At 68.0% G+C, this 25,173-nt stretch carries 21 protein-coding genes and 1 pseudogene; 11 read left to right on the forward strand and 11 right to left on the reverse strand.

Annotated features, from left to right (window positions below; genetic code table 11):
* Positions 1–7 precede the first annotated feature (7 nt).
* From NP80_RS03705 to NP80_RS03720, 4 genes are all read left to right on the forward strand, one after another.
* Positions 8–772, forward strand: a complete 765-nt coding sequence (locus NP80_RS03705; protein WP_006410227.1) for an SDR family oxidoreductase — start codon at positions 8–10, stop codon at positions 770–772.
* Between the two features lie 7 nt (positions 773–779).
* Positions 780–1,538 carry an SDR family NAD(P)-dependent oxidoreductase gene (locus tag NP80_RS03710; protein WP_006404546.1) on the forward strand — a complete coding sequence of 253 codons (759 nt, stop codon included), beginning with the start codon at positions 780–782 and terminating at the stop codon, positions 1,536–1,538.
* A gap of 34 nt (positions 1,539–1,572) precedes the next feature.
* Complete coding sequence (locus tag NP80_RS03715) at positions 1,573–2,817, forward strand: acyl-CoA dehydrogenase family protein (RefSeq protein ID WP_006410223.1); 1,245 nt, start codon at positions 1,573–1,575, stop codon at positions 2,815–2,817.
* A gap of 98 nt (positions 2,818–2,915) precedes the next feature.
* The gene (locus NP80_RS03720; RefSeq protein WP_006410226.1) at positions 2,916–3,812 is read left to right on the forward strand and encodes a LysR family transcriptional regulator; all 897 of its coding nucleotides are present in this window, start codon (positions 2,916–2,918) and stop codon (positions 3,810–3,812) included.
* Between the two features lie 185 nt (positions 3,813–3,997).
* Here the strand turns inward: NP80_RS03720 and NP80_RS03725 are convergent, their stop codons facing one another.
* The 4 genes and pseudogenes from NP80_RS03725 to NP80_RS03740 form a co-directional block, all read right to left on the reverse strand.
* Complete coding sequence (locus tag NP80_RS03725) at positions 3,998–5,107, reverse strand: J domain-containing protein (RefSeq protein ID WP_006410228.1); 1,110 nt, start codon at positions 5,105–5,107, stop codon at positions 3,998–4,000.
* Between the two features lie 65 nt (positions 5,108–5,172).
* Positions 5,173–7,548 (reverse strand): DNA polymerase II, encoded by a 2,376-nt coding sequence (locus NP80_RS03730; protein WP_006410232.1) that lies wholly within the window; start codon positions 7,546–7,548, stop codon positions 5,173–5,175.
* 99 nt (positions 7,549–7,647) lie between these two features.
* A complete protein-coding gene (locus NP80_RS03735) occupies positions 7,648–9,264 on the reverse strand; it encodes an EAL domain-containing protein (RefSeq protein ID WP_045593081.1) in 1,617 nt (538 codons plus the stop codon).
* A gap of 442 nt (positions 9,265–9,706) precedes the next feature.
* Positions 9,707–9,934: pseudogene (locus tag NP80_RS03740) on the reverse strand (hypothetical protein); the annotation flags it as partial.
* Positions 9,935–10,316: 382 nt separating this feature from the next.
* Between NP80_RS03740 and NP80_RS03750 the strand changes: the two are divergent.
* From NP80_RS03750 to groL, 3 genes are all read left to right on the forward strand, one after another.
* A complete protein-coding gene (locus NP80_RS03750) occupies positions 10,317–10,967 on the forward strand; it encodes a hypothetical protein (RefSeq protein ID WP_006397622.1) in 651 nt (216 codons plus the stop codon).
* 161 nt (positions 10,968–11,128) lie between these two features.
* Positions 11,129–11,446, forward strand: coding sequence for a co-chaperone GroES (locus NP80_RS03755; protein WP_006397623.1), 318 nt, complete (start codon positions 11,129–11,131; stop codon positions 11,444–11,446).
* 80 nt (positions 11,447–11,526) lie between these two features.
* The gene (gene groL, locus NP80_RS03760; RefSeq protein ID WP_006397624.1) at positions 11,527–13,149 is read left to right on the forward strand and encodes a chaperonin GroEL; all 1,623 of its coding nucleotides are present in this window, start codon (positions 11,527–11,529) and stop codon (positions 13,147–13,149) included.
* 125 nt (positions 13,150–13,274) lie between these two features.
* On the opposite strand, the gene NP80_RS03765 is transcribed toward groL, so the two are convergent.
* Both NP80_RS03765 and NP80_RS03770 read right to left on the reverse strand, forming a co-directional pair.
* Positions 13,275–14,144, reverse strand: a complete 870-nt coding sequence (locus tag NP80_RS03765) for an MBL fold metallo-hydrolase (RefSeq protein WP_006410230.1) — start codon at positions 14,142–14,144, stop codon at positions 13,275–13,277.
* A 67-nt stretch (positions 14,145–14,211) separates the two neighbouring features.
* A complete protein-coding gene (locus NP80_RS03770) occupies positions 14,212–15,117 on the reverse strand; it encodes a manganese catalase family protein (protein WP_045593083.1) in 906 nt (301 codons plus the stop codon).
* Between the two features lie 370 nt (positions 15,118–15,487).
* Between NP80_RS03770 and NP80_RS03775 the strand changes: the two genes are divergently transcribed.
* On the forward strand, positions 15,488–16,825 hold the full coding sequence (locus tag NP80_RS03775) for an Nramp family divalent metal transporter (protein WP_006409410.1): 1,338 nt from the start codon (positions 15,488–15,490) through the stop codon (positions 16,823–16,825).
* A 64-nt stretch (positions 16,826–16,889) separates the two neighbouring features.
* Here NP80_RS03775 and NP80_RS03780 read toward each other — a convergent pair whose 3' ends face one another.
* Both NP80_RS03780 and NP80_RS03785 read right to left on the reverse strand, forming a co-directional pair.
* Positions 16,890–17,324: an HAD family hydrolase gene (locus NP80_RS03780; protein WP_006409400.1), complete on the reverse strand. Its 435-nt coding sequence runs from the start codon at positions 17,322–17,324 to the stop codon at positions 16,890–16,892.
* Between the two features lie 324 nt (positions 17,325–17,648).
* Positions 17,649–19,007: an NAD(P)/FAD-dependent oxidoreductase gene (locus tag NP80_RS03785; protein ID WP_006409395.1), complete on the reverse strand. Its 1,359-nt coding sequence runs from the start codon at positions 19,005–19,007 to the stop codon at positions 17,649–17,651.
* A 103-nt stretch (positions 19,008–19,110) separates the two neighbouring features.
* Between NP80_RS03785 and NP80_RS03790 the strand changes: the two genes are divergently transcribed.
* Positions 19,111–20,064, forward strand: coding sequence for a LysR family transcriptional regulator (locus NP80_RS03790; protein WP_006404519.1), 954 nt, complete (start codon positions 19,111–19,113; stop codon positions 20,062–20,064).
* Positions 20,065–20,091: 27 nt separating this feature from the next.
* On the opposite strand, the gene NP80_RS03795 is transcribed toward NP80_RS03790, so the two are convergent.
* On the reverse strand, positions 20,092–20,271 hold the full coding sequence (locus NP80_RS03795; RefSeq protein ID WP_006409402.1) for a hypothetical protein: 180 nt from the start codon (positions 20,269–20,271) through the stop codon (positions 20,092–20,094).
* Between the two features lie 210 nt (positions 20,272–20,481).
* Here NP80_RS03795 and NP80_RS03800 point away from each other — a divergent pair, with 210 nt between their 5' ends.
* The gene (locus NP80_RS03800; protein WP_006409393.1) at positions 20,482–21,420 is read left to right on the forward strand and encodes an AraC family transcriptional regulator; all 939 of its coding nucleotides are present in this window, start codon (positions 20,482–20,484) and stop codon (positions 21,418–21,420) included.
* A 167-nt stretch (positions 21,421–21,587) separates the two neighbouring features.
* A complete protein-coding gene (locus NP80_RS03805) occupies positions 21,588–22,490 on the forward strand; it encodes an NmrA family NAD(P)-binding protein (RefSeq protein WP_035946185.1) in 903 nt (300 codons plus the stop codon).
* A gap of 39 nt (positions 22,491–22,529) precedes the next feature.
* Here NP80_RS03805 and NP80_RS03810 read toward each other — a convergent pair whose 3' ends face one another.
* Both NP80_RS03810 and NP80_RS03815 read right to left on the reverse strand, forming a co-directional pair.
* The gene (locus NP80_RS03810; RefSeq protein ID WP_006409412.1) at positions 22,530–23,726 is read right to left on the reverse strand and encodes a benzoate/H(+) symporter BenE family transporter; all 1,197 of its coding nucleotides are present in this window, start codon (positions 23,724–23,726) and stop codon (positions 22,530–22,532) included.
* A 116-nt stretch (positions 23,727–23,842) separates the two neighbouring features.
* Positions 23,843–24,868, reverse strand: coding sequence for a fatty acid desaturase (locus NP80_RS03815; RefSeq protein WP_006409396.1), 1,026 nt, complete (start codon positions 24,866–24,868; stop codon positions 23,843–23,845).
* Positions 24,869–25,173 lie beyond the last annotated feature (305 nt).

The raw sequence follows: 25,173 nt of genomic DNA on the forward strand, positions 1-25,173 counted from the left end.
AAAGACAATGGCAACGAACCTGTTCGACCTGACCGGCAAGATCGCGCTGGTGACCGGCGCAAGCCGCGGCATCGGCGAGGAAATCGCGAAGCTGCTCGCGCAGCAGGGCGCGCACGTGATCGTGTCGAGCCGCAAGCTCGACGACTGTCGCGCGGTGGCCGACGCGATCGTCGCGGCGGGCGGCCGCGCAGAAGCGCTCACGTGCCACGTCGGGCGCATGGAGGACATCGCCGCGACGTTCGAGCAGATCCGCAACAAGCACGGCCGTCTCGACATCCTCGTGAACAACGCCGCCGCGAACCCGTATTTCGGGCACATCCTCGATACCGATCTCGCCGCCTACGAGAAGACGGTCGACGTGAACGTCCGCGGCTACTTCTTCATGTCGGTCGAGGCCGGCAAGATGATGAAGGCGCAGGGCGGCGGTGCGATCGTCAACACGGCGTCGGTGAACGCACTGCAGCCGGGCGACCGGCAGGGCATCTACTCGATCACGAAGGCCGCGGTCGTCAACATGACGAAAGCGTTCGCGAAGGAATGCGGGCCGTTCGGCATCCGCGTGAACGCGCTGCTGCCGGGCCTCACGAAGACGAAGTTCGCCGGCGCGCTGTTCGAGGACAAGGACATCTACGAGACGTGGAAAGCAAAGATCCCGCTGCGCCGCCACGCCGAGCCGCGCGAGATGGCGGGCACCGTGCTGTATCTGGTCTCCGACGCGGCGAGCTATACGAACGGCGAGTGCATCGTCGTCGACGGCGGGCTGACGATCTGAGCGCGCGATGAAGATCGACAGCTATGCCGGTCAGGCGGTGATGATCACCGGCGCCGCGAGCGGTTTCGGCGCGCGGCTTGCGAGCGAACTGGCCGCGATGGGCGCGCGGCTCGCGCTCGGCGATCTGAACGCGGACGCGCTCGAGCGCGTGGCCGCGCCGCTGCGTGCGGCCGGCGCGGACGTGATCGCGCAGCGCTGCGACGTGCGCATCGAAGCCGACGTCGCCGCGCTCGTGCAGGCGGCGGTCGCGCGCTATGGGCGGCTCGACGTCGGCGTGAACAACGCGGGCATCGCGCCCCCGATGAAGGCGCTGATCGACACCGACGAAGCCGATCTCGACCTGAGCTTCGCGGTCAACGCGAAGGGCGTGTTCTTCGGCATGAAGCATCAGATCCGGCAGATGCTCGCGCAGCGCGAAGGCGTGATCCTGAACGTCGCGTCGATGGCCGGGCTTGGCGGCGCGCCGAAGCTGGCCGCGTATGCGGCGTCGAAACATGCGGTGGTCGGGCTCACGAAAACGGCCGCGCTCGAATACGCGCGCCACGGCATCCGCGTGAACGCGGTGTGCCCGTTCTACAGCACGACGCCGATGGTTACCGACAGCGATATCGGCGACCGGCAGGACTTTCTCGCACAGGGCTCGCCGATGAAGCGGCTCGGCCGCCCGGAAGAAATCGTCGCGACGATGCTGTCGCTGTGCGCGAAGGAAAACACCTATCTGACCGGGCAGGCCGTCGCCGTCGACGGCGGTGTCTCGGCCTTCTGAACCGAACGCAGCACCGAATCTCGAGGAGTCGATCATGGACTTTGGCTACACCCCGAAAGTGGAAGAACTGCGCGAACGCGTGCGCGCATTCATGGACGCGCACATCGTGCCGCGCATTCGTCAATGGAACGACGAAGTGCATGCGGGGCAGTATCCGGTGTCGTTCATGGAAGACCTGAAGGCGCGCGCGAAGGCCGAAGGGCTGTGGAACCTGTTCCTGCCGCATCTGAAGGACGACGAACCGGGAACGCGCCTGACGAACCTCGAGTACGCGCCGCTCGCCGAAATCATGGGGCGCGTCGGCTGGGCGTCCGAGGTGTTCAACTGCAATGCGCCGGACACCGGCAACATGGAGCTGCTGCACATGTTCGCGACGCCCGAGCAGCGCGAGCAATGGCTGCTGCCGCTGCTGCGCGGCGAGCTCCGCTCGGCGTTCGCGATGACGGAGCCCGACGTCGCGTCGTCCGATGCGACGAACATCACGACGCGCATCGTGCGCGACGGCGACGACTACGTGATCAACGGCCGCAAGTGGTTCATCACGAACGCCGCGCATCCGAACTGCACGATTTTCATCGTGATGGGCAAGACCGATCCCGCGGCCGAATCGCATCGCCAGCAGAGCATGATCCTCGTGCCGCGCGATACGCCGGGCGTGACGGTCGTGCGCAACATCACGGTCGTCAATCACTACGCACCGGAAGGGCATTGCGAGATCACGTTCGACAACGTGCGCGTGCCCGCGCGCAACCTGCTTGGCGAGGAAGGCAGCGGTTTCGCGCTCGCGCAGGCGCGCCTCGGGCCGGGCCGCATCCACCACTGCATGCGTTCGATCGGCGCGGCGGAGCTCGCGCTCGAACTGATGATCGACCGCGCGCAGGCGCGCGAAGCGTTCGGCAAGCCGCTGAACCGGCACGGCACGGTCGGCGAGTGGATCGCGCGCTCGCGCATCGAGATCGACCAGGCGCGGCTGCTCGTGCTGAAGGCCGCGTGGATGATCGACAAGGTCGGCGCGAAGGCCGCGCGCAAGGAGATCTCGATGATCAAGGCGCTCGTGCCGACCGTCCATACGAACGTGTGCGACCGCGCGATGCAGCTGTTCGGCGCGGCCGGGCTGAGCCCCGACACGCCGCTCGCCGATCACTGGACGTGGGGCCGCGCGCTGCGCTTCGCCGACGGTCCGGACGAAGTGCATCTGCAGTCGATCGCGCGGATGGAGCTCAAGCAAGCGGTGCCCGGCGCGAGTGCGCCGTACCTGACGCCGCCGCCGCGCGGCTGAGCGTCGCAGGCGGCGCCGCGCACGTCGGCGCCGCCGCGGGAACGAACATGGACGAACGGGCGGCGCGCGCCGTAAGATGCCGGCGAGGAGGCTTCGCGATGCGCCTATCGAAGATTGATCTGAACCTGTTCGTCGTATTCGACGCGATCTACAACAAGCGCAACCTGACGCGTGCGGCCGAACTGCTGAACCTCACGCAGCCTGCCGTCAGCAATGCGCTCGCGCGGATGCGCAAGACGCTGAACGATCCGCTGTTCGTCAGCACGCCGGCCGGAATGATGCCGACGCCGTTCGCGGAAAACATCGTCGGGCGCGTGCGCGAGGCGTTGCAGCTGCTCGATTCGAGCGTGCATGAAGGCGACGTGTTCGATCCGGCGTCGTCGGAGCGCGTGTTCCGGCTGAGCATGAGCGACCTGACCGAAGCGCTGCTGCTGCCCGCGCTCGGCGAACTGCTGCAGCGGCAGGCGCCCGGCATGCACGTGCGCAGCTACACGATGGATCGCCGCGAGATTGCGACCGCGCTCGCGAACGGCACCGTCGACATCGCGATCGACGCGCCGCTGCTCGGCGATCCGCATCTGCATCAGGCGTCGCTCGTGCGCGACCGCTATGCGTGCATGATCCGCGACGGTCACCCGTTCAAGGGCGACACGCTGACGATGGACGACTATCTCGCGATGGGGCACATCCACGTGTCGAGCCGCCGCAAGGGCAGCGGACACGTCGATGCGGAGCTGACGCGGCTCGGGCTGCGCCGGAACATCCAGATGCGTGTGCAGCACTACATGGTCGCGCCGCTGATCGCGATGCGCGGCGATCTCGCGCTGACCGCGCCGCTGCGGCTGCTGCAGCGCTATCCGGCACGCATTCTCGAACTGCCGTTCGAGATGCCGGGCCTCGAATACTTCTGCTACTGGCATCGCAGCGCGGACCAGGATCAGGCGAACCGGTGGCTGCGCGAGCGGCTCGCGGAGTTGATGCGCGATATCGTCTGATGCGCGCGGCGCGGCGGGTGCGCGCGGGAGCGGCTAAGGCGCGGTTCGTCGGCAGGAAACGTCAGGCAATCGCGGCGCTCTGCCGACCGGTGGGACTGCGGAAGCGAAGGCGAAGGCGGAGGCTGCGGCGGCGCTCGGCACGTCGAATGCGCGGGTAAACCGCAGCGCATTCGCGCTCGCCACGACTAGTGGTCGAACCGATGCCCGCGCTTCACGTCCTTCAGCCAGTCCTTGACGTGGTCGAGATCCGCGAACGCCCGCAGTGCCACGTTCAGCTCGTGAATGCCGCGCTGCACGCTGGCCATGTCTCGCGCGAGCACGCGCATGACGGTATCGGGCGCGAGCTTGACCGACGACGCGATCCCGTAGGTGCGCCGGAAATCGGCTTCGACGTGCTGGATTTCCTGATCCAGCTCGCGCAGCTGTTCCTCGAGGATGCCGTTGTAGCGCGCCAGCCGCTCTTCACCGAAGCTGTCGATCGCGTGCTGATCGATCTGCTCGATCTCCAGCTGCAGTTCGAGCAGTTGCAGCAGCTTGCCTTTCGCATAAGCGTCGTTGACGCGCTGCATCAGCACGGTCTTGCGTGCCTGCTCGCGCGGATCCGTTTCGCGATCGGGATGCAGCGCGCTGGCGAGCTTGCGATAGATCTCGCGGATGGACCGGCTCGATGCCGCCTGCTCGGCTTCGCGTTTCGCCTGCGCGGCGGATGGCCGCGGCGCTTTCCTGCGCTTGGCGCGCTGCGCTTCGCGGGCCGCGTGGCTGGCCATGTCGCGCTCGAACTGTTCGTCGAGTTCGGCCTGTATGCGCGCGGCGAGTTCTTCGGGCGACAGCGTGTCGAGGTCGTCGATCGGCTCGTCGCCCGGCGTCGGTTCCGGCTTCGTGTTCGTCGTGCGGCGATCGGTCGTCGCGTCGCTGTCGATGCCGGACCCACCGTGCCGGTTATAGATGACGCTCAACTGCGCGTCGTCGCTGACGTCGAGCAGATCGCGCGCCATGTCGGCGATCAACCCCGAAAGGATGCGTTGCTCGGCCTTGCTCAGTCCTTTTTTCAGAAAGGCGTCGTCGAGCAAATGGACGAGCCTGGTCCGCAGCGCGGTCGACGTCCGTTCGAGCGGCAGCAATCCGTCGACGAACTTTTTCTGGAACGCCGGCATCACGGCTTCCCACGCAGCGAGACGTTCGCGTCGCTTGTCGATTTGCTCGACGAGCGCATTGAACGTTTTGCGGGCTTTCGACAGGCGAGTGCTTTCGTAACCGGGTGCGATGGCGACCGCGGTGCCGCGACGTGCGGTCATGTTGGTGTCCTCCGGCTGCGGCGGAACGCGCAGCAGGTCGCTATTCTAGCTGGCCGGATGCGCGTTCATTCGAGAAACAGCTGCCCTTGTCCCGACACGACGCGTTCGAAATCGTCGCGCAGAAACGGCAGGATCGCATCGGCGACGGGCTGCAGCTGCCGGCTCACATAGAACCCGTAGTCGATCGGCGCGTGCGTCGCTTCGAGCGGCTCGGGCCCGGCCGTCGTCATCACGTAGCTGATCCACCCGCCGCGCTGATATTGAAGCGGCCGGCCGTTGGCCTGATTGAATTCGTCGGCGATCCGCGCCGCGCGCACGTGCGGCGGCACGTTGCGCTGATATTCCCGCAGCGGCCGGCGCACGCGCTTCCGATAGACGAGCAGCGCGTCGAATTCGCCGGCGAGCGTGCGCTGCACGTAGTCGCGGATGAAGTCCCGATAGGGCTCGCGCCGGAACACGCGACGATACAGCTCGCGCTGGAACTGCTGCGCGAGCGGCGTCCAGTCGGTCCGGACCGTTTCGAGTCCCTTGAACACGAGGTCTTCGCTGCCGTCGGCCGCGGCCGCGAGTCCCGCATAGCGCTTCTTGCTGCCTTCTTCCGCACCGCGCACGGTCGGCATCAGGAAGCGGCGGTAATGCCGTTCGTATTGCAGCTCGAGCGCGCTGTCGAGCCCGAAGCGTTCGCGCAGGTGCGTGCGCCACCAGCCGTTCACGTGCGCGACGAGTGCACGGCCCTTGCGCGCGGCTTCGTCGTCGTCGTGCGCGCGGCCGAGCCAGACGAAGGTCGAATCGGTATCGCCGTAGATGACGTCGAAGCCCTGCGCCTCGATCAGTTCGCGCGTGCGATGCATGATCTCGTGGCCGCGCATCGTGATCGACGACGCGAGACGCGGATCGAAGAACCGGCAGCCGGTCGAGCCGAGCACGCCGTAGAACGAGTTCATGATGATCTTCAACGCCTGCGAGAGCGGCGCGTTGCGCTGGCGCTTCGCGTCGTCGCGGCCTTCCCACACGCGCCGCACGATGTCGGGCAGACAGTGCGCGGTACGCGAGAAGCGCGCGCCGAGAAAGCCGGGCACCGACGCGTCGTCGTCGGGATGCGCGAGCCCCTCGATGAGTCCGACCGGATCGATCAGGAACGTGCGGATGATCGACGGATACAGGCTCTTGTAGTCGAAGACGAGCACCGAGTCGTACAGGCCGGGCCGCGAATCCATCACGAAGCCGCCGGGACTGTTCTGCCCGGTCACGTCGCCGAGATTCGGCGCGACGTAGCCGAGCCGATGCATGCGCGGCAGATACAGATGCGTGAACGCGGCGACCGAGCCGCCGGTGCGATCGGCCGCGAGCCCGGTGACCGTCGCGCGTTCGAGCGCGAACGACAGCAGGTCGGCCTTCGCGAAAATGCGCGTGACCAGCTCGCAGTCCTTCAGGTTGTAGCGCGCCAGCGCCGGCTTGTCGTGATCGAAGCGGCGCTGGATTTCGTCCATCCGCTGATACGGGTTGTCGATCGACTTGCCTTCGCCGAGCAGTTGCTGCGCGACGTATTCGAGGCTGAACGACGGGAAGCTCCACGTCGCGGACTTCAGCATGTCGATGCCGTCGAGGATCAGCCGGCCGGCCGCGCCCGCGAAGAAATGATCGGGCTGCTGCCCGTGCGCGCGCCAGTCGAGCACGCTGCCGCCGCGGCCGAGCTTCAGCGGCACGCCGAGCTGCTCCGCATGCGCATGCAGCACGCGCAGATCGAACTGCACGAGGTTCCAGCCGATGATCGCGTCGGGATCGTGCGCGTCGAACCAGTCGTTGAGGCGCGCGAGCATCGTCGCGCGGTCGTCGCAGTAGTCGAGATCGAAATCGCGCGCTTGGGCCGCGTCGCCGTTCGGCGGCCCGAGCATGAACACCTGTCGTTGTCCGCAGCCTTCGAGCGCGATCGAATAGAGATCGCCGTGGACGCTCGTTTCGATGTCGAGCGACACGCAGCGCAGCGCGGGGCGATAGTCGGTCGCGGCTTTCAGTTCCGCGTCGACGAGCGTGCGCGCATCGCCGTGCCGGCCGCGAAACCGCACCGGTGCGGTGATGAAGCGCTCCATCGTGTAGCGGTCGGGCGGCTGTACGTCGGCTTCGTAGACGTCGACGCCGGCTGCCGCGAGCCGCTTCTGCAGCGCGGTGAGGTGCCGGTAGCGTCGGCAGTACAGGCCGACCACCGCGCGCTGCCGGAAATCGCGCAGCGCGAGCGGGCGCAGCTCGGCGTCGCGCTCGCCGGCGAGTACGCGTTCGGCGAGCGGCTGCTGTTCGGCGGGCACGAACGCGACCGCTTCTTGCGGACGCAGCCGCACGCGGCGCGGCCCGTGTTCGGTCGCCAGCCAGAACTCGACCTCGACGCCGGCCGACGTGTCACGCCAGTGTCGGGTGAGGATGAAACCCTGCTCGAACTCCGTCAAAACGCACGCTCGCGATGGATGCCCAGGCGGCGGATTGTAGCGCCTGCGCACGCGGCATGCCGCATGCCGTGCCGCGCGCCGCGGTGCGCGATGCGCCGCTCAGGCCGGCGCGGGCACGAGGCCGTCCTTGAGATGCTCGGCGCGTTGCGGCCGCTGATAGAGGTAGCCCTGCGCATACTGAATGCCGACCGCATGCAGCGCGCGATGCTGCTCTTCCGTTTCGACGCCTTCCGCGACGATCTTCAGTCCGTAGTGGTGCGCGACCGCCGCGATGCCCTCGATCAGGCGCGCGCTGCCGCCGTCGAGCTGCGCGACGAACTGGCGGTCGATCTTCACGTAGTCGAACGGGAAGCGCGTCAGCATGTCAAGATTGCTGTGCTGCGTGCCGAAGTCGTCGATCGCGAACTTCACGCCCTTCGCGCGCAGCGCGGCGAACATCGCGGTCGTCCGCGGATTTTTCTCGAGCAGCACGCGCTCGGTCACTTCGAGAACCAGCGTGAAGCCCGGCGGCAGGCGCCGGATCGCCTCGTCGACGATCGACATGAAGCGCGGGCGCTCGAGATCCTTCGGCGCGACGTTGATCGCGATGCGCAGCGGCATCGCGGGTGCGAGCGCGGTCAGCTCCGATACGGCCGTGCGCAGCACGTATTCGGTCACGCGCGGCAGCACGGCGCTCGACTCGAGCTGCGGCACGAACGCGGTCGGGCTGATGGCCCCCCACTTCGGGTGATGCCAGCGCAGCAGCGCTTCGACGCCGACGGTCCGGCGCGTTTCGATCTCGACGACCGGCTGATACACGACGTGGAATTCGTTGCGCCGCAGTGCATCGCCGACGGCCTTCAGCAGCAGCCGGCGCGGCGCCGTCGCGATCAGGTAGGCGGCGACGACGAGCGCGTCGACGAGCAGCGCGATCGTGCCGAACAGCAGCCGATAGCGGCGCTCGACTTGCGACACGTACTGCGCAGACGCAACGACCGACACCGTGAACGGCCAGGCGCGCGACGCGATCGCGGTGCCGCGTGGCCGCACGGCGCGCGATGCAGGGACGAAGCGGCCGCGATGGTCGAGGCGGCCCGCGCCCGCGATCGAGAGCGTCGCGCTTTCGGCGCCGTAGCTGCCGCTGTGCGCGAGCGCGTCGGCGACGTAGTCGCCTTCGATCAGATAGAGCACGCCGGCGTCGCGCGCGGTCGCGCGAAACGCGGCGAGCACGGGGATGCCGCGCTGATACGGCGTCTCGGGCAGCAGCGTGATGCGCGTGCCGTCCGCGGCCGGCGTGGCGGCCGGTGCGCGCACGTAGGCGTCGAGCGGCGCATCGATCGCGCCGAGCGCGGACGAACAGGTCAGCCGCCCGCCGTTGACGAGCGCGATCGCGCGCAGATAGCGCAGCCGCGTCTCGGCTTCCGCGAGCGGCGCGAAGATCTGTCTGCAGGGCCGGCCGACGAGCGGCGGGAGCGCGTCCGCGTGGCGCGAGCGCAGGCTGTTGAGGATGCGATCGACCGACGCGGCGATGTCGCCGGCCACGAGGCCTTCGTGCCGCGCGACGGCGTCGCCCGCATAACGCTCGGCCAGCACGAATGCACCGGCGGGCACGAGCACGCACACGGTCACGACGGCGGAGAATGCAAGCCGCAACCAGACGGCACTACGCTGGAAGACGGGCTTCGCGCCCGCGGTCGGCGCCGGTATCCCCGCAGTCGCCTTTGTTGTTGTGCGCATGGTGGCAAATGAACCGGTCGAATGGGCCGATCGCGAGCATGCGGCATGCCTGGTCCGGGCAATGCGGCTCGCGGTTGCGGTCGTTCACGTGCCTGGAGCGCTTGCTCGGCGAGGCGGGCCCGGTGGACGCGTATCGTCTCGGGCCGCAGGCCGAAAAATACCCCGGCCGCATCGCTGTGCGGCCGGGGCGAAAGCACCTTCTCTTGGCACGAGGACGGCGCGTTCGCAGTATAAGACGCACCGCACGATTACGGAATAACAATTTGTAATAAACGGTACGACCTGGAAATTGAGTCGTTGAAGGAAATATTGCCGCGTGCCTATGCCCGTACCTGCGGCGCGCGCGGCGCGCTCAGGCGCTGCTTTCCGATACGCCGTCGTTGGCCGGGTTCGCGGCGATGCGTGCGTGCGGCGGCGGCGCATCGTCGGCCACGTTGACTTCGAGCTGCGGCGGACGTCGGCGGGCGGGCGCCGGCGGCGTCGGATCGAACGCATCCAGCAGCGAGCGGCCGCGCGCGGTCAGATGCGCGCGCCGCGTACCGCCGGCGGCATGTTCGAGCATCACGAGCTGGCGTTCCAGCAACGTGTCGAGTTCGGCGCGGGTCATATCGAGCTGATCGGGCGCATGACGGACCAGCATCAGTGTCGCGAATTCGTGAGGGCTGAGCATGTTCGTCTCTCGGGTTCGATCGTCGGGAATGAACGCGGCGGCGCGCGGTGCAGCGACGTGCGCGGTTCGATCGGGCTGCGTTCGGCGCGTGGCGCGAGCGCGGCACGCGCGAGGGCGCGCGCCGCACGGCCGTCGGCGCAGGAACGATGCGTCGGCTTGCGACGCGAAGAGGGCGGGCGTGGCTCGTCGCGGGCTTCCGATCGAGCCGCGCGTCGAACGGCAACCGGACGACGCGTGACCGTTCGTCCGTCCGCGACCGCTTCGTCGACACACCGATCGAAACACGCAGCGCGCAAACAGCGGCTGCCTCGAGCGACACCTAAAATAGATCGGCAAGCGCAAATTTCAAGAGGCTCTTCGACCCAGCACATACGGAGGCTTCATGGATCTATTCGACATCGTGGAAGAGCAGATGGACGCGATGCGGCTGCCGCTGTACGCGGTGACCGTGACGGCGGCGGCACGCGTGAACACGCCGCTGATCGCGATCCTGCACTGGCACGGCTTTCGTCGCGAAACGCCGCTCGAGTTGCCGGGCATCGCGATACCGCCGCGCCCCGTGCCGGGCTGCGCGATCCAGATCGGCAGCGCGTGGCACGCGTTCGAAGCGGTCGACGCGATGCTGCTCGACGCCGCGTGGCGGCTCGGCGCATGGGAGCTCGAACGCATCGAGCGGCGCGCGTGCACCGAGATCGGCGCGCCGGCATCCGAAGCGCTCGCGTGCCGCCAGGCATTCGGCGACTACGACAGCGGCGCACCGGCCGAGCACCATCTCGTCGACGGCGCGCCCGATCGCGGCGAGCTGATGCAGCTGGCCGCGCGCAAGGGCTACCTGCGGTGGATGTTCCGGCCCGTGAAGGGCGGGTTGTGGCGTGCGCTCGACGAGCGCGACGACACGCTCGACGCCGACGGCGGCCGCCGCCCGCCGTGTCCGATCGCGCCGCGGCCGATCGTGCCGCGCCCGCGTCGCGTGGCCCGCGCGGCGCGCACCGTGTACCGCCTCGGCGACGTCCGCGGCATCCTGCTGCGCTGAAACATTTTGTTACGTATTCGCGATTCGTCGGCCTCTTGAAGCGCGCGGCGGGCGCCACTATTTCGCTTTCCGCCAATCGACGGCACGACCGCACGCGAGCCATGCGCGCCCGCGTGCGCGGTCGGATTCCTTTTGGTGATCTCATCGCTCAGGAGATGAAAATGCAGATTCGTCCCCTCTACGACCGGGTTATCGTCAAGCGAATCGAACAGCAGCGGACGACGGCCTCGGGCATCGTGATTCCCGACTCCGCCGCGGAAAAGCCCGAGCAGGGCGAAGTCATCGCAGTCGGCAGCGGCCGGCTGCTCCAGGACGGCTCGCAGCGCCCGCTGCAATTGAAGGTCGGCGACCAGGTTCTCTTCGGCAAATATGCAGGCCAGACCGTGAAGGTGGACGGCGAGGAACTGCTCGTGATGCGCGAAGAGGACGTGATGGGCGTACTCGAACCTGAAGCGTCCGCCGCACGCAAGGCGGCCTGATCCCCCGATTCGACCGCGGCGCACGGCGCGCAGCCGGAGCGCGCGGCATTTCGTACAACAACATTATCCGGAGCAACAACATGGCAGCAAAAGACGTGAAGTTCCACGACGGCGCGCGTAGCCGGATCGTGAAGGGCGTGAACGTACTCGCCGATGCGGTGAAGGTGACGCTGGGCCCGAAGGGCCGCAACGTACTGATCGAGCGCAGCTTCGGCGCGCCGACGATCACGAAGGACGGCGTGTCGGTCGCGAAGGAAATCGAGCTGAAGGACCGCTTCGAGAACATGGGCGCGCAGGTGGTCAAGCAGGTCGCGTCGAAGACGGCCGACGTCGCCGGCGACGGTACGACGACCGCGACCGTGCTCGCGCAGGCGATCGTGCAGGAAGGGATGAAGCACGTCGCGGCCGGCATCAACCCGATGGACCTGAAGCGCGGCATCGACAAGGCGGTCGGCGCGGTGCTCGACGAGCTGCGCAAGCTGTCGCGTCCGATCGCGACGAACAAGGAAATCGCGCAGGTCGGCGCGATCTCGGCGAACTCGGACGAAGCGATCGGCAAGATCATCGCGGACGCGATGGAGCGCGTCGGCAAGGAAGGCGTGATCACCGTCGAGGACGGCAAGTCGCTCGAGAACGAGCTCGAAGTCGTCGAAGGGATGCAGTTCGATCGCGGCTACGTGAGCCCGTACTTTATCAACGATCCGGAGAAGCAGGCCGCCTATCTCGACGACCCGCTGATCCTGCTGCATGACAAGAAGATCTCGAGCATCCGCGATCTGCTGCCGATCCTCGAGGCCGCATCGAAGGCCGGCAAGCCGCTGCTGATCGTCGCCGAGGACGTCGACGGCGAAGCGCTCGCGACGCTCGTCGTCAACGCGATGCGCGGCATCCTGAAGGTCGCCGCGGTGAAGGCGCCGGGCTTCGGCGATCGCCGCAAGGCGATGCTCGAGGACATCGCGATCCTCACCGGCGCGACCGTGATCTCCGAGGAAACCGGCAAGCAGCTCGAGAAGGCTACGCTCGAGGATCTCGGCCGCGCGAAGCGCGTCGAGGTGCGCAAGGACGACACGATCATCATCGACGGCGCGGGCGATCCGGCGCGCATCGACGCGCGCGTGAAGGCAATCCGCGTGCAGATCGACGAAGCGACGAGCGACTACGATCGCGAGAAGCTGCAGGAGCGCGTCGCGAAGCTCGCGGGCGGCGTCGCGGTGATCAAGGTCGGCGCGGCCACCGAAGTCGAAATGAAGGAAAAGAAGGATCGCGTCGACGATGCGCTGCATGCGACGCGCGCGGCCGTCGAGGAAGGGATCGTGCCGGGCGGCGGCGTCGCGCTGCTGCGCGCACGCGCGGCGCTCGCCGACATCAAGGGCGCGAATGCCGACCAGGACGCCGGCATCCGGATTGTGCTGCGCGCGCTCGAAGCGCCGCTGCGCGTGATCGTGTCGAACGCGGGCGAAGAGCCGTCGGTCGTGATCGCGAAGGTGCTCGAAGGCAAGGGCAACTTCGGCTACAACGCGGCGACCGGCGAGTATGGCGATCTCGTCGAAGCGGGCGTCGTCGATCCGACCAAGGTCACGCGCACCGCGCTGCAGAACGCCGCGTCGATCGCCGGCCTGATCCTGACGACGGACGCGACCGTCGCCGACGCGCCGAAGGACGAAAGCGCGGCGCCGGCGCCGTCGCCCGCCCTCGACTACTGAGCGGCGGTCCTACCGCCCGGTCTCGGCCCGCCGGCCTGTCGCCGGCCGGCGCGGCTCCCGTTCGGCGCACGCGGCGTCACACCCGCGCTGCGCCGTTTTTTTTCGCCTCACGTCGTACCGATACTTCACACGTCGTGCCGCGACGCGGGTACGCCGGCCGGCACGTCCGCCGCGCGATCCGCGAGCCGTTCGAACTCGGACGGATCGTGACTGCTGAACACCAGCACGCCGTTGCGGCGCTGCGCGAGCGCGCGCAACGCAGCCTGATTCGCGAGCCGCGCGCGGCGGTCCTTCTCCAGCATCCACTGATACATCCGCAAGCCGACATGGCATTGCGGATTCGCGTTCATCTCGCGCGCGTCGAAGTACGCGTCGGCCGCGTTCAGCAGCCAGCCGTGCGCGGTTTCGATCGCAATGCCGGCATGCCCGAGCGTATGGCCGCGCAGCGGGACGAGCAGAATCGACGGCGGCAGGCCCGCGAGCGCCTTCACGCCCGCGAAGCCCTGCCAGGTCTCGCCGCCGTCCGGATACGTGCGCCACTTGCCGGACGTCGACCACTGCTGCGGACGGAAGCGCTGTCGGTCCATCCAGGTGCGCTGCGCGGCCGCATACGCGCGCTCGGTTTCGAGCAGATGCACGGTCGCCTCGGGAAAATCGTCGAGGCCGCCCGCGTGATCGAAGTCGAGATGGCTCAGCACGATATGGCGGACGTCGCGCGGATCGTAGCCGAGCCGTTCGATCTGCCGGATCGCGGTCATTTCCTCGCGAAACGCGGGACTCACGAGCCCGAGAAAGAACCGGCTGAGACGCGAGCGCGGATCGGCGACGTCGCGCAAGCCGAAGCCGGTATCGACGAGCACCAGCGAATCGCGCGTCTCGATCAATACGCAGTGGCATGCGAGCGAGCCGCGTTCGAAGATGCCGTGCCGACTGCCGTTCATCAGGCGCCCGCAGAGCGGGCACGTCGAGATGCAGTTCAGGTGATGGATCACCATGACGGAGGGCTCCGCGCCGCGTGCCGGCGGACGGCCGCACGCGCGGCCCGTCCGCCCGGTGCACGTGTCAGCTGCGCTCGGGCTTGTCGGCGTCCGGCGACTGCTCGACCGGCGCACCGGCGCCGAGCTCGGCACCGGTCGTCGGGTCGCAGTTCGGGTCCGAACGCAGTCGCTGCGCGAGCGCGTCGATCGCCTCGGCCTGCTGCGCTTCGAGCATGCCTTCCGCGATGCCGGTGCCGCCGTCCACCGCCGGCTCGGCCGGCCGCACTTCCAGATCGCCGCCGTGGTTCCACGGTCCGATCAGCGGTTCGGCGTCCGGCTGCATCCGGAAGTACACGCGATCGTACGGCTCCATCGGCGGCAGCTTGCCGGGCGGGAAGTTCGCATCGATCGCATACAGCGCCTTCTCGAACGACTTCTGGTGCGAGACCTCGCGCGTCATCAGAAAGCCGAGCGCGTCGCGCACGTTCGGATCGTCGGTCACGTTGATCAGCCGTTCGTAGATGATCTTCGCGCGCGCCTCGGCCGCGATGTTCGAGCGCAGGTCGGCCGTCGGCTCGCCGATCGTGTCGATGTACGCGGCGCTCCACGGCACCGCGCCCGAGTTCGTCAGCGGCGAGCCGGCGCCGTACAGCAGCTGCGTCACGTGGCTGTCGTTGCCCGCGCCGTTCAGCTTGCGGTACAGCTCGGCCTGCTCGTCGACCGCTTCCGCCAGTTCGCCCTTCGCGCCGCGGTTCAGCATCGCGACGAGCGAGCCGATCACTTCGAGGTGGCTCAGCTCTTCGGTCGCGATGTCGAACAGCATGTCCTTGCGGCCCGGATCTTCCTCGGTGATCGCCTGCGTGAAGTAGCGCATCGCGGCGGCGAGTTCGCCCTGCGGCCCGCCGAACTGTTCGAGCAGCAGATTGGCGAGACCGGGGTTCGGTGCGTCGACACGCACCGTGTACTGCAGTCGGGTGTTGTGAATGAACATGGCATCTCCGTGTGAGTGGTCCACGCGTTTCGCGACGCCGATGCAGCACGAAGCGGTCCCGTTGCGAGCGGGCATACGGAATGCTCGCGTGACAACGATGCGCCGACGCGGGCTCGGGCAGCAGTCGTCACCGCTGCCGAACCGTATCGGAGCGCGGCGCACGGTGCGTCGCGGGCGGAAGTCGCGAAGGGGGACGAATGCCGCTGCTTTACGACGCCCGTCGATGCGCGCCGCGCGGCACTGCCGTCGCTACGTCGTCGCGCTGTCATGCCTTCCGCGGCGGATTTTTCAAGTGCCTTGCATTTCCGGCGCATCGTCAGTGCCCGTTCGCGGCCGCCGCGTGCCGCCACCCATTCCTGCAGGAGGGACGATGTCGACTGTCGGCCGTAATCCACTGACCGAGCGCACTGCGTCGGGCATCCGCGACGTGTTCGCCGGCAGGCGGCGCGGCCCCGGCACGTTGTTCCTGTTCGCGGGGCCGGCCGTGATCGCGTCGGTCGCGTATATGGACCCCGGCAATTTCGCGACCAACATTCGTGCGGGCGCGCAGTTCGGCTATGCGCTGCTGTGGGTCGTGCTGCTCGCGAACGTGATCGCGATGCTGTTTCAGTCGCTGTCGGCGAAGCTCGGCATCGTGACGGGCCGCAACCTCGCGGAGCTGTGCGCCGAGCATTTCCCGCGGCCGATCGTCTATGCGATGTGGATCGTCAGCGAACTGGCGGCGATGGCGACCGATCTCGCGGAATTCCTCGGCGGCGCGATCGCGCTCGCGCTGCTGTTCGAGCTGCCGCTGATCGTCGGGATGTTCGTCGTCGCAGTCGTCACGTACGCGATCCTGCTGTTGGACCGGAACGGTTTTCGGCCGATGGAGATCATGGTCGGCGCGCTGGTCGGCCTGATCGGGCTCTGCTATCTCGCGGAGATGTTTATCGCGCCGGTGGACTGGGCGCAGGTCGCGATGCACGCGGTCATGCCGCAGATGCCGCGCGGCGACGCGCTGCTCGTGTCGGTCGGGATCGTCGGCGCGACGGTGATGCCGCACGCGCTTTATCTGCACTCGGGGCTCACGCAGCGCCGCGTGCCGGGGCTCGATGCGGCGCAGCGCCGGCTGCTGGTGCGCTATTCGAACCTCGAGGTGATCGTCGCGCTGTCGCTGGCCGGCGCGATCAACATGGCGATGGTGATCATGGCGAGCGCCGCGTTTCATGCGGGCTTCAGCGACGTCGCGGAGATCGAGACCGCGTATCACACGCTGACGCCGCTGCTCGGCACGACGGCCGCCGCATTCTTTCTCGTGTCGCTGATGAGCTCCGGCATTTCAAGTTCGGCGGTTGGCACGCTCGCCGGACAGATGATCATGCAGGGCTTCGTCGGCTTCCGGATGCCGGTGTGGCTGCGGCGGCTCGTGACGATGGTGCCCGCCTTCATCGTCGTCGGGCTCGGTGTCGACGCGACGCAGGCGTTGCTGATCAGTCAGGTCGTGCTGTCGTTCGTGCTGCCGGTGCCGATGGCCGCGCTCGTCTACTTCACCGCGCGCCGCGACATCATGGGCGAGTTCGTCACGCGTCCGGCGATGCGCTGGACCGCAATCGCGGCCGCGGTCGTCATCGCCGTGTTGAATCTCGGCTTGGGTGTCGCGATGGTACAAAACGCGACGTCGACGGACGCGGCCGCACCTGCTGCTGCGCACGGCGGCGCGTCGTCCTGATGGCGGGATGAAGCGGAGTCGGTGCGGCGTGCACGCCGCGTGACGACCGACCTCGGCGGCGTGCTCAGTGCACGCCGGCCGGCGCGATCGCGCGCACGGTGTCGGTGATGCGCATGCAATGCGACAGCCCGAAATTCTCGGCTTCGCGGCGTTCCGGTTCGCTGCTCGCGAGGGCGGCGGCACGCTCGGGCGGCACGCCGAGCGCCTGCAGCGCGACGTCGAACGGATGCTGGTTCGCGGCGCGATCGGGCTGATCCGCGTCGCTGACCACGACCGAGAAGCGGTCGAGATTCGCACGCCCGAACTGACCTTCGAACATGTCGCTGAGTCGCGCGGCCGGTAGCGTCGTGACGAGCCCGAGCCGATAGCCGTGCTCCGATGCACTGTCGAGCCACTGGATGATGGCATCGCGCTGATGACGCGCTTCGCGCGAATCGGGTGTCGCTTCGATTTGTTCGAATGCGGCGTCGAGTCGGGTGACGATGGCTTCGATGACCACGATGATTCCTCTCCAGAGACGTGACGGTCCGTTCGCTGACGGGAATGCCGAACACCTTAGCGTCGAACCGAAACGCCCAACCAATTAATCTTTTTACCCGACTCATAGGGTTCGGCTAATGAATGCCGGGCAAACGCAATGCCCGCGTGCCATGCGGCCGAATCGCGTGTGCGACCGCGTCGTGCATCGCATTGACGGGGTTCAATGTGATGCACGCGAATCGTGCATGGCAACGGGGTGGGGAATTCGCCATGCGAAAAAAAGGCGGCGTACCGTGCGACAGTCGCGGTACGCCGCTTTTTTCGCATCGCGCACGTCGGCGCCTCAGTGCAGCTTGATCGACGGCTGATTGCGGCTTTGCAGCCAGTGGCTCAGCGACTGGAACAGTGCGCGCTTGATGCCGTACACGCTGAACAGGTGCTTGCGATACAGGAACTTGTACAGCCCGATCGCGGCGAGCCCGTCGACGATCAGCGAACGCGAGCGCACGCCGAGTTCGGCCTGATAGACGGCGCCTGCATGTCCGAGCGACACGACCGTGCCGGCATCGCGGAACGTGAAGCCGGCGACCGGCTTGCCGGCGATGCGGCGCGCGAATGCCTGGCTCAGATAGACGGCCTGCTGATGCGCAACCTGCGCGCGCGGCGGCAGACAGCCGCTTGCGCCGTTCGACGGACACGCGGCGCAGTCGCCGAACGCGTACACGTGCGGATCGTCGGGCGTTTGCAGCGTATCGGTAACGATCACCTGATTCGACCGGTTGAGTGCGATGCCGTCGAGTTCGCGCAGGATCGCGGGCCCCGCGACGCCGGCGGCCCAGATCGTGATGTCGCTCGCGAGCCGTTCGCCGCTCGCGATCGTCACCGCATCGGCGCCGACTTCGGCGACGCGCGTATCGGTCAGCACGTCGACGTTCAGCGCGCGCAGCTGCGCGTGCATCTTGTCCGACAGCCGTGCATCGAGCGCCGGCAGAATGCGCGGCGCGCCTTCGATCAGACGGATACGCACGTCGCGCGCGGCGTCGAGCGCCTTGAACCGATACGTCGTCAGCTGCTGGACCGCGTGACACAGCGCGGCCGCGAGTTCGACGCCCGTCGCGCCCGCGCCGATCACGCTGATGCTGACCGGCGCGGCAGGCTGCGCCGGCTGCTGCTCGGCGCGATGGTTCGCCTTCGTGCAGGCCGCGAGAAACTTGCGGCGGAAGTCTTCGGCCTGATCGAGGTTTTCGAGCGGCAGTGCATGGCGCGCCGCGCCCGGCACGCCGAAGAAGTTCGTCACGCTGCCGACCGCGAGCACCAGATCGTCGTAGGCGAGCGTGCGCGCCGGCAGGATTTCGGTGCCGTCCGCGTCGTGCACCGCGCCGATCGTCGCGATGCGCACCGCGCGATCGACGCGTTGCAGCGCGCCCTGCACGAAGCGGAAGCCGTGCCGCTTCGCCTGCGCCGCATATTCGATCGTGTGCGACGCCGGATCGCGATGGCCCGATGCCGCTTCGTGCAGCAGCGGCTTCCAGAAGTGCGTCGGATAGCGGTCGACGAGTACGACTTCGGCGTGGCCGCGGCGGCCGATCGTGTCGCCGAGGCGCGTCGCGAGATGCAGGCCGCCGGCGCCGCCGCCGACGATGACGATGCGCGGCACACGCGGTGCGGCGGGCGCGGCAACGAGAGGCGTGGTGTTGTCCATGTTCGGGCTCCTGCCGATGATGAATATCGGGATGACATTGCTCAGGAACCGACGATATAGTTTGGCAACCCATCGAACAATTCAATGTTTATAAGCGACTCATATGTATTCACTTATAGGAAAGACCGCGACGTTCCGGCAGCTGAAGGCGCTCGACATGATTGCGCGGCTCGGCAGCGTGTCGCGCGCGGCCGAAGAACTGAACCTCACGCAGCCGGCCGTGTCGCTGCAGGTGCGGCTGCTCGAGGAGGCGGTCGGCGCCGCCTTGCTGCAGCGCGTGGGGCGCGGTGTGCAGCTGACGGCGGCCGGCGAGATCGTCGCGCGCTATGCACGCGAGATCCTGCATCTGTGGAGCGAAGCCGGCGACGAAGTCGCCGCGCTGACCGGCGATCTAGGCGGCACGCTGCGGATCGGCGCGATCACGACGGCTGAATACCTGATTCCGCCGTTGCTCGTGAAATTCACTGCGACGCGGCCGCACGTGAAGACGTACTTCAAGGTCGGCAACCGCGACGACATCATCCGGATGCTCGCGACGCATGAAATCGATCTCGCGGTGATGGGCAGCGCACCGAAGGAGCTGCGCACGCATGCGGTCGAATTCGCGAAGCATCCGATGGTGTTCGTCGCGTCGCCCGATCATCCGCTGATGCAGCGCAAGCGCGTCGCGCTGAAGGATCTCGAATCGGCGCACCTGCTCGTGCGCGAGCGTGGCGCGGGCACGCGCTCGACGGTCGAGAGCCTGTTCAAGACCTCCGGCTACCGCTTCCATGTGGGCTCCGAACTGTCGAGCAACGAAGCGATCAAGCAGATGGCCGAGGCGGGCCTCGGCGTCGCGTTCCTGTCGCTGCATGCATGCGCGCTCGAACTGCGTACGGGGCTGCTCAAGCAGTTGCCGTTTCCGGGCAACCCGATCGAGCGCGAGTGGTACGTGGTCACGGTTGCCGATCGCCGCATCTCGCAGGTGACAGGGCTGTTCCGCGATTTCCTGATCCGGCAGGGCGCGCCGGTGATCGACGGCGCGACGAGCGCGTCGCACGAGCGGCGACGCAAATGACGGGCGGGCGGCGGCGCGGGTTCCGTGTCAGCCGAGGCCGAAGTCGTCGTTGCTATCGGGGATCGATGCAAGCAGCCGTTCGAGCCGATGCCAGCCGACGACGCGCGCACACCATTTACCGATCCCCGCAAGCGGGCCGCCGATGCGCGGCGCGGCGGCGCGCGATCGTGTCGCACAGGCGGCGCGGGACAGGCAACATTCACGCATGACGCTCTCCTTGGATGCCGGATGCCGGATGCCGGATGCCGGATGCCGCGATCGTAAGCGGCACCGCGCGCGCTCGCGCGCACGCGTGGATGCTCCGAGCAGAAACGGATGATTTTTTTCGGCGCGCGCCGAGCGGGCCGTGCAGGGCCGGCACGCGTTCCGAAAACGCGTCACAATGCGCGATCGACATCCGTTCCCGGGAGAGCCGCCATGAGCGACCCGATCCACACGGCAGCGCCGGACGACGGCGTGCCGGTCAACCTGCGCTCGAGCCGCGGCCGCGGCTGGCGCGGTTTCGGCGCCGCGCTGCTCGGCATTCGCGCGGGCACGTACCGGATTCCGGCGGCGGATCATCACCGGATCGGCGTGCATGTCGGCGCACCGGTGCGCGCTGATTGCGCGTGCGACGGTCAGCGCATGTCGCGCATTCAGGCGCACGGCGACATCGACGTGATTCCGGCCGGGCTGCCCGGCCGGTGGACGGACAGCGCCGACTGCCGGATCCTGCACATCACGCTCGACGACGCATTCGTGCGCCGCACGGCCGAGCAGCTCGAACTGACGCCGTCGCGCGCGCAGATCCGCCGCCGGATGCAGGTGCGCGATCCGCGGCTACAGCACATCGCGTGGGCCATGGCGGCTGAACTCGAAGCGGAAGATGCGTCGGATCCGCTGTACGCGGAGAGCCTGTGCACTGCGCTCGTCGCGCGGCTGGTCGATGCGCAGCCGCAGTTTCGCGAGCGGCGCCGGATGCTGTCGCCGCAGGCGGCCGCACGTGTCATCGACTATGTCGACGCGCATCTGGACCGTCGTCTGACACTGACCGAACTCGCGGCGCTCGTGTCGATCAGCGTGCCGCACTTCAAGGTGCTGTTTCGCGAGACGATCGGGATGCCCGTGCATCAGTACGTGGTGCGCCGGCGCGTCGAGCGCGCGAAGGCGCTGCTGCTCGAAGGGCGGCTCACCCTCAGTCAGATCGCGCTCGAAGCCGGCTTTGCGCATCAGAGCCATATGGCGAACTGGATGAACCGCGTGCTCGGCGCGACGCCCGCGGAAATCGCGCGATCGGGCGTGCGCGCGACGACGTTGCGGCTCGTCGGCGATCGCGGCGGCGAAGAAGCCGCGGAAGCGAACGCGCCGCAACGGTAGCGTTCGGCGCGGCCGGCGGACGGCTTCGGGCTTCGCCGCCGCGCCGCCCGCTGCGACGATCCGCATCCGACATCGTCATCCTTTCCTGTCGTGATCATCCGTTCATGCGCGCCACGCGCGCCGCGCGGCCCGACAATCGCCGCATCTTCTCACGACAGGAGCGAAACATGTTCGTGATCTTCGGTGCATCGGGCCATGTCGGCCAGGCGACGGTAACGGCGCTGCGGGCGGCCGGCCATCCGGTGCGTGCGGTGCTGCGCGATTCGCGCGACCGCGAGCGCTTCGCGCAACTCGGCTGCGATGTCGCGATCGCGGATCTCGCCGATCCGCGCGCGGTGGCCGCCGCGCTCGACGGTGCGCATGCGGTGCAGATGCTGTGTCCGGTGCCGACGCGCGACGCCGATCCGGCCGCGACGATGGCGCGCACGATCGAGGTCGCCGTGGAGGCGCTCGGCGCGCATCCGCCCGACGTGCTGCTGGCACTGTCCGACTATGGTGCGGAACTCGAGGGCAACACCGGCATCACGCGCGTGTTCCGCGATTTCGAGGCGCGACTGAAAACGGTTCCGACGCAACTGACGCTGCTGCGCTCGGCCGAGCATCTGCAGAACTGGGCGCGCATGCTGCCGGTGGCGCTCGCGACCGGCGCGCTGCCGAGCCTGCATCATCCGGTCGATCGCATGTTTCCGGCGGTCTGGGCACCGGACGTCGGCGAGATCGCCGCGCAATTGCTGACCGAACCCGACGCGCCGGCGAGCACGCTGCGCATCGTCAGCGTCGAAGGGCCGTGCCGTGTCAGTGTGCGTGACATTGCGGCGGCGCTCGGCGCGGCGGCCGCACGCGACATCGCCGCGCATCCGCTACCGCGCGACGCTTGGACGCCGACGCTGTTGCGCGCGGGGCTCAGCGCGCGTCATGCGGAACTGATCGTCGATTTATACGACGTGCACAACGCGGGCCGGATCGACGTCGAACGCGGTTCGGAGCGGCGCTTCGGCACGACGATGCCGGCCGATGCGCTCGCGGCGCTGCTGCATATGCATGCGCGAGCGCAGGCAGCGCGCACGTAAGGCAACCCGTGCCGCCCGTATCGATGCGGCGGCGCGGGCCTATCGGCGCATGCGGTTCAGCACCGCATACGACAGCGAGCCGATCACGATCCCCCAGAACGCGGAGCCGAGCCCGAGCCACGTCATCCCTGACGCCGTCGCGAGAAACGTGATCAGCGATGCCTCGCGATGGCTTTCGTCCTCGAAGATGCCGTGCACGTTCGCGCCGATCGCGCCGATCAGCGCAAGCCCGGCGAGAATCGCGACGAACGCCTTCGGCAGCGCGAAGAACACCGCGACGATCGAGCCCGCGAAAATCCCGGCGATCAGATAGATCACGCCGTTCGCGATGCCGGCGACGTAGCGGCGGTCCGGATCCTCGTGCGCGTCCTTGCCGGTGCACAGTGCGGCCGTGATCGCCGCGACGACGATCGTGATGCCGCCGAAGCACGCGACGACGAGCGACATGATGCTCGTCGCGGTGATGATCGGGCGAGCGGGCGTCCGATAGCCGGACACGCGCAGGATCGTCATCCCCGGCAGGAACTGGCCCGTCAGGCTGACGACGACGAGCGGCAGCGCGAGGCTCAGCGTCGTGCCGAGCGTCCATTCGGGCGCGATGAACACGGGCCGCGCGATGCTCGGCGACCCGAGCGTAGGATGCGTCATCCCGAGCAGCATCGCGAGCGCGGCGCCCGTCAGCAGCACGAGCACGATGCTGTAGCGCGGCAGCAGCCGCTTGAAGATCACGTACGCGGCGATCATCCCGAACGCGAGCACCGGCTGCGCGGAGGCCGCCGCGAACGCGTGCATGCCGAACGGCAGCAGGATGCCGGCCATCATGCCGCACGCGATGCCGCGCGGGATGTGGCGCACGAGCCGGTCGAAGTAGCCGCTGATGCCGATCAGCAGGATGATCAGCGCGGCCGTGATGTACGCGCCGACCGCCTGATTCAGCGTCAGCTGCGGAAACAGCCCGACGAGCAGCGCCGTGCCGGGCGCCGACCACGCGGTGACGACCGGTACTTTCAGCTTCCAGCTCGCGAACAGCCCCGACACACCTGCGCCGATCGAGATCGCCCATACCCACGACGTGACCATCGCGTCGGACGCATGTGCGGCCTGCGCCGCCTGAAAGAAGATCGCGAGCGGGCCCGCGTACGAGATCAGTACCGCGAGAAAGCCGGCGGTCACGGCGGAAACGGACCAGTCCTGGCCGATCGCGCGCGGCGCGCTGGTCGGGGTATTCGGTTGCATTGTCGTCGGGGAATGGCGGCTCGGCGCGTGGAAGGCGATCGGACCGATCGTGGCGGGTGCGACGAGGTGCCGTCATTCTGGGCGCTGCCGCCGAAATTGACAATTCCCGACTGCGCTTACGTGCTGATCTGCAGATACCCGTCGACGGCCGCGATTCGGGCGCCACTGCCCGTCGACAGCGACGCCGTGCCCTGATCGAACGGATGGACCGGCGCATCGGTCGGCCGCCACGCGTGGCGCAGCAACAGTTCGGCATAGCCGCGGCGGATCACGAATCCGTCACACTTTTGCCGGTACGCGTCGCGCCGCATCCGGTAGGCGCGCGGCAGGTCGTACCACGGCAGCGCCGGCAGATCGTGATGGACGAGATGGTAGTTGTTGTTCAGGTACAGCAGCCGCATCGCGAAACCGGCCTCGTTGATCGCGATGCGCGCCTTCGGATGGCGCGCGGCGCGATGCTCGTAGAGCGAGCGGATCATCGCGAGCGACTGCGCGGGCCACGTGACCGCAACCAGGTAGTACCACCACGGCACGCCGACCGTGCGGTCGAGCCAGACGAGAAGTGCCGCGACGCATGCGACGTGGGTCGCCCACATCGGCAGATCGCGCCATTCGCCGCGCCGAAACGCGGCGCACGCGTCGCCCAGCATCGCCGCGACGCTCGTCGGCGGCCCGACCAGCAGCCTGCCGACGAACGTATTGCGTGCGCTCGACAGCACGCGGCGCCAGCGCGGCAACCGCGCCCAGCACGCGCGCGACACGTAGTTCGTTTCGGGGTCGATGCCCGGCACGGTGAGATCGTCGTCGCGATGATGACGCAGATGCGTCTCGCGATAGACCGTATACGGATACCAGACCGTGAGCGGCGGATAGCCGAGCAGTTTGTTCACATGGATCGAACGCGTCGGATGGCCGTGCAGCAGTTCGTGCTGCAGCGACAGATGCCATGCGCCGAGCAGGATCAGCGGCGGCGTCGCGGCCGCGAGCGACAGCGCGTGCGCGCGCACGGCGAGCAGCACCGCGAGCCAGCCGCCGTAGACGGCCACGATCAGCAGCCAGGTCGGCCATTCCGTGCGGGCAGTGAAACGTGTGCGGAGCGCGGCAATCGCGCGCGCGTGGTCGACGTCGAAATATTCGGCCATGGTGCTGAAGCGCAGCGGCCGCGAAGCCGGCTGCGCGCGATGGCGCGGCCCGGGCGGCCGAACGAAATCATCGGAAGGACGGAACGGGACAACGTCGTCGTGCACCGCCGTGGTGCGCGAGCGCGCGTCCGCAAGGTTCCGAACGTAACGCGGCGAACGTTGCGTGGCCAACCAATCGATTTGCATTTGCTTATCGCGGCAAGCGCGCAAAGCTTCGCACCGCGGCCGCGCTCCGCGCGCGGGATGCACCTGCAAATGCACCCCGTGCATCGAAATTCGGGATCGCACGTAGTCTCGCGACGTAT

Origin of the sequence: Burkholderia multivorans ATCC BAA-247 (genome assembly GCF_000959525.1) — a bacterium.
Taxonomy (GTDB): domain Bacteria; phylum Pseudomonadota; class Gammaproteobacteria; order Burkholderiales; family Burkholderiaceae; genus Burkholderia; species Burkholderia multivorans.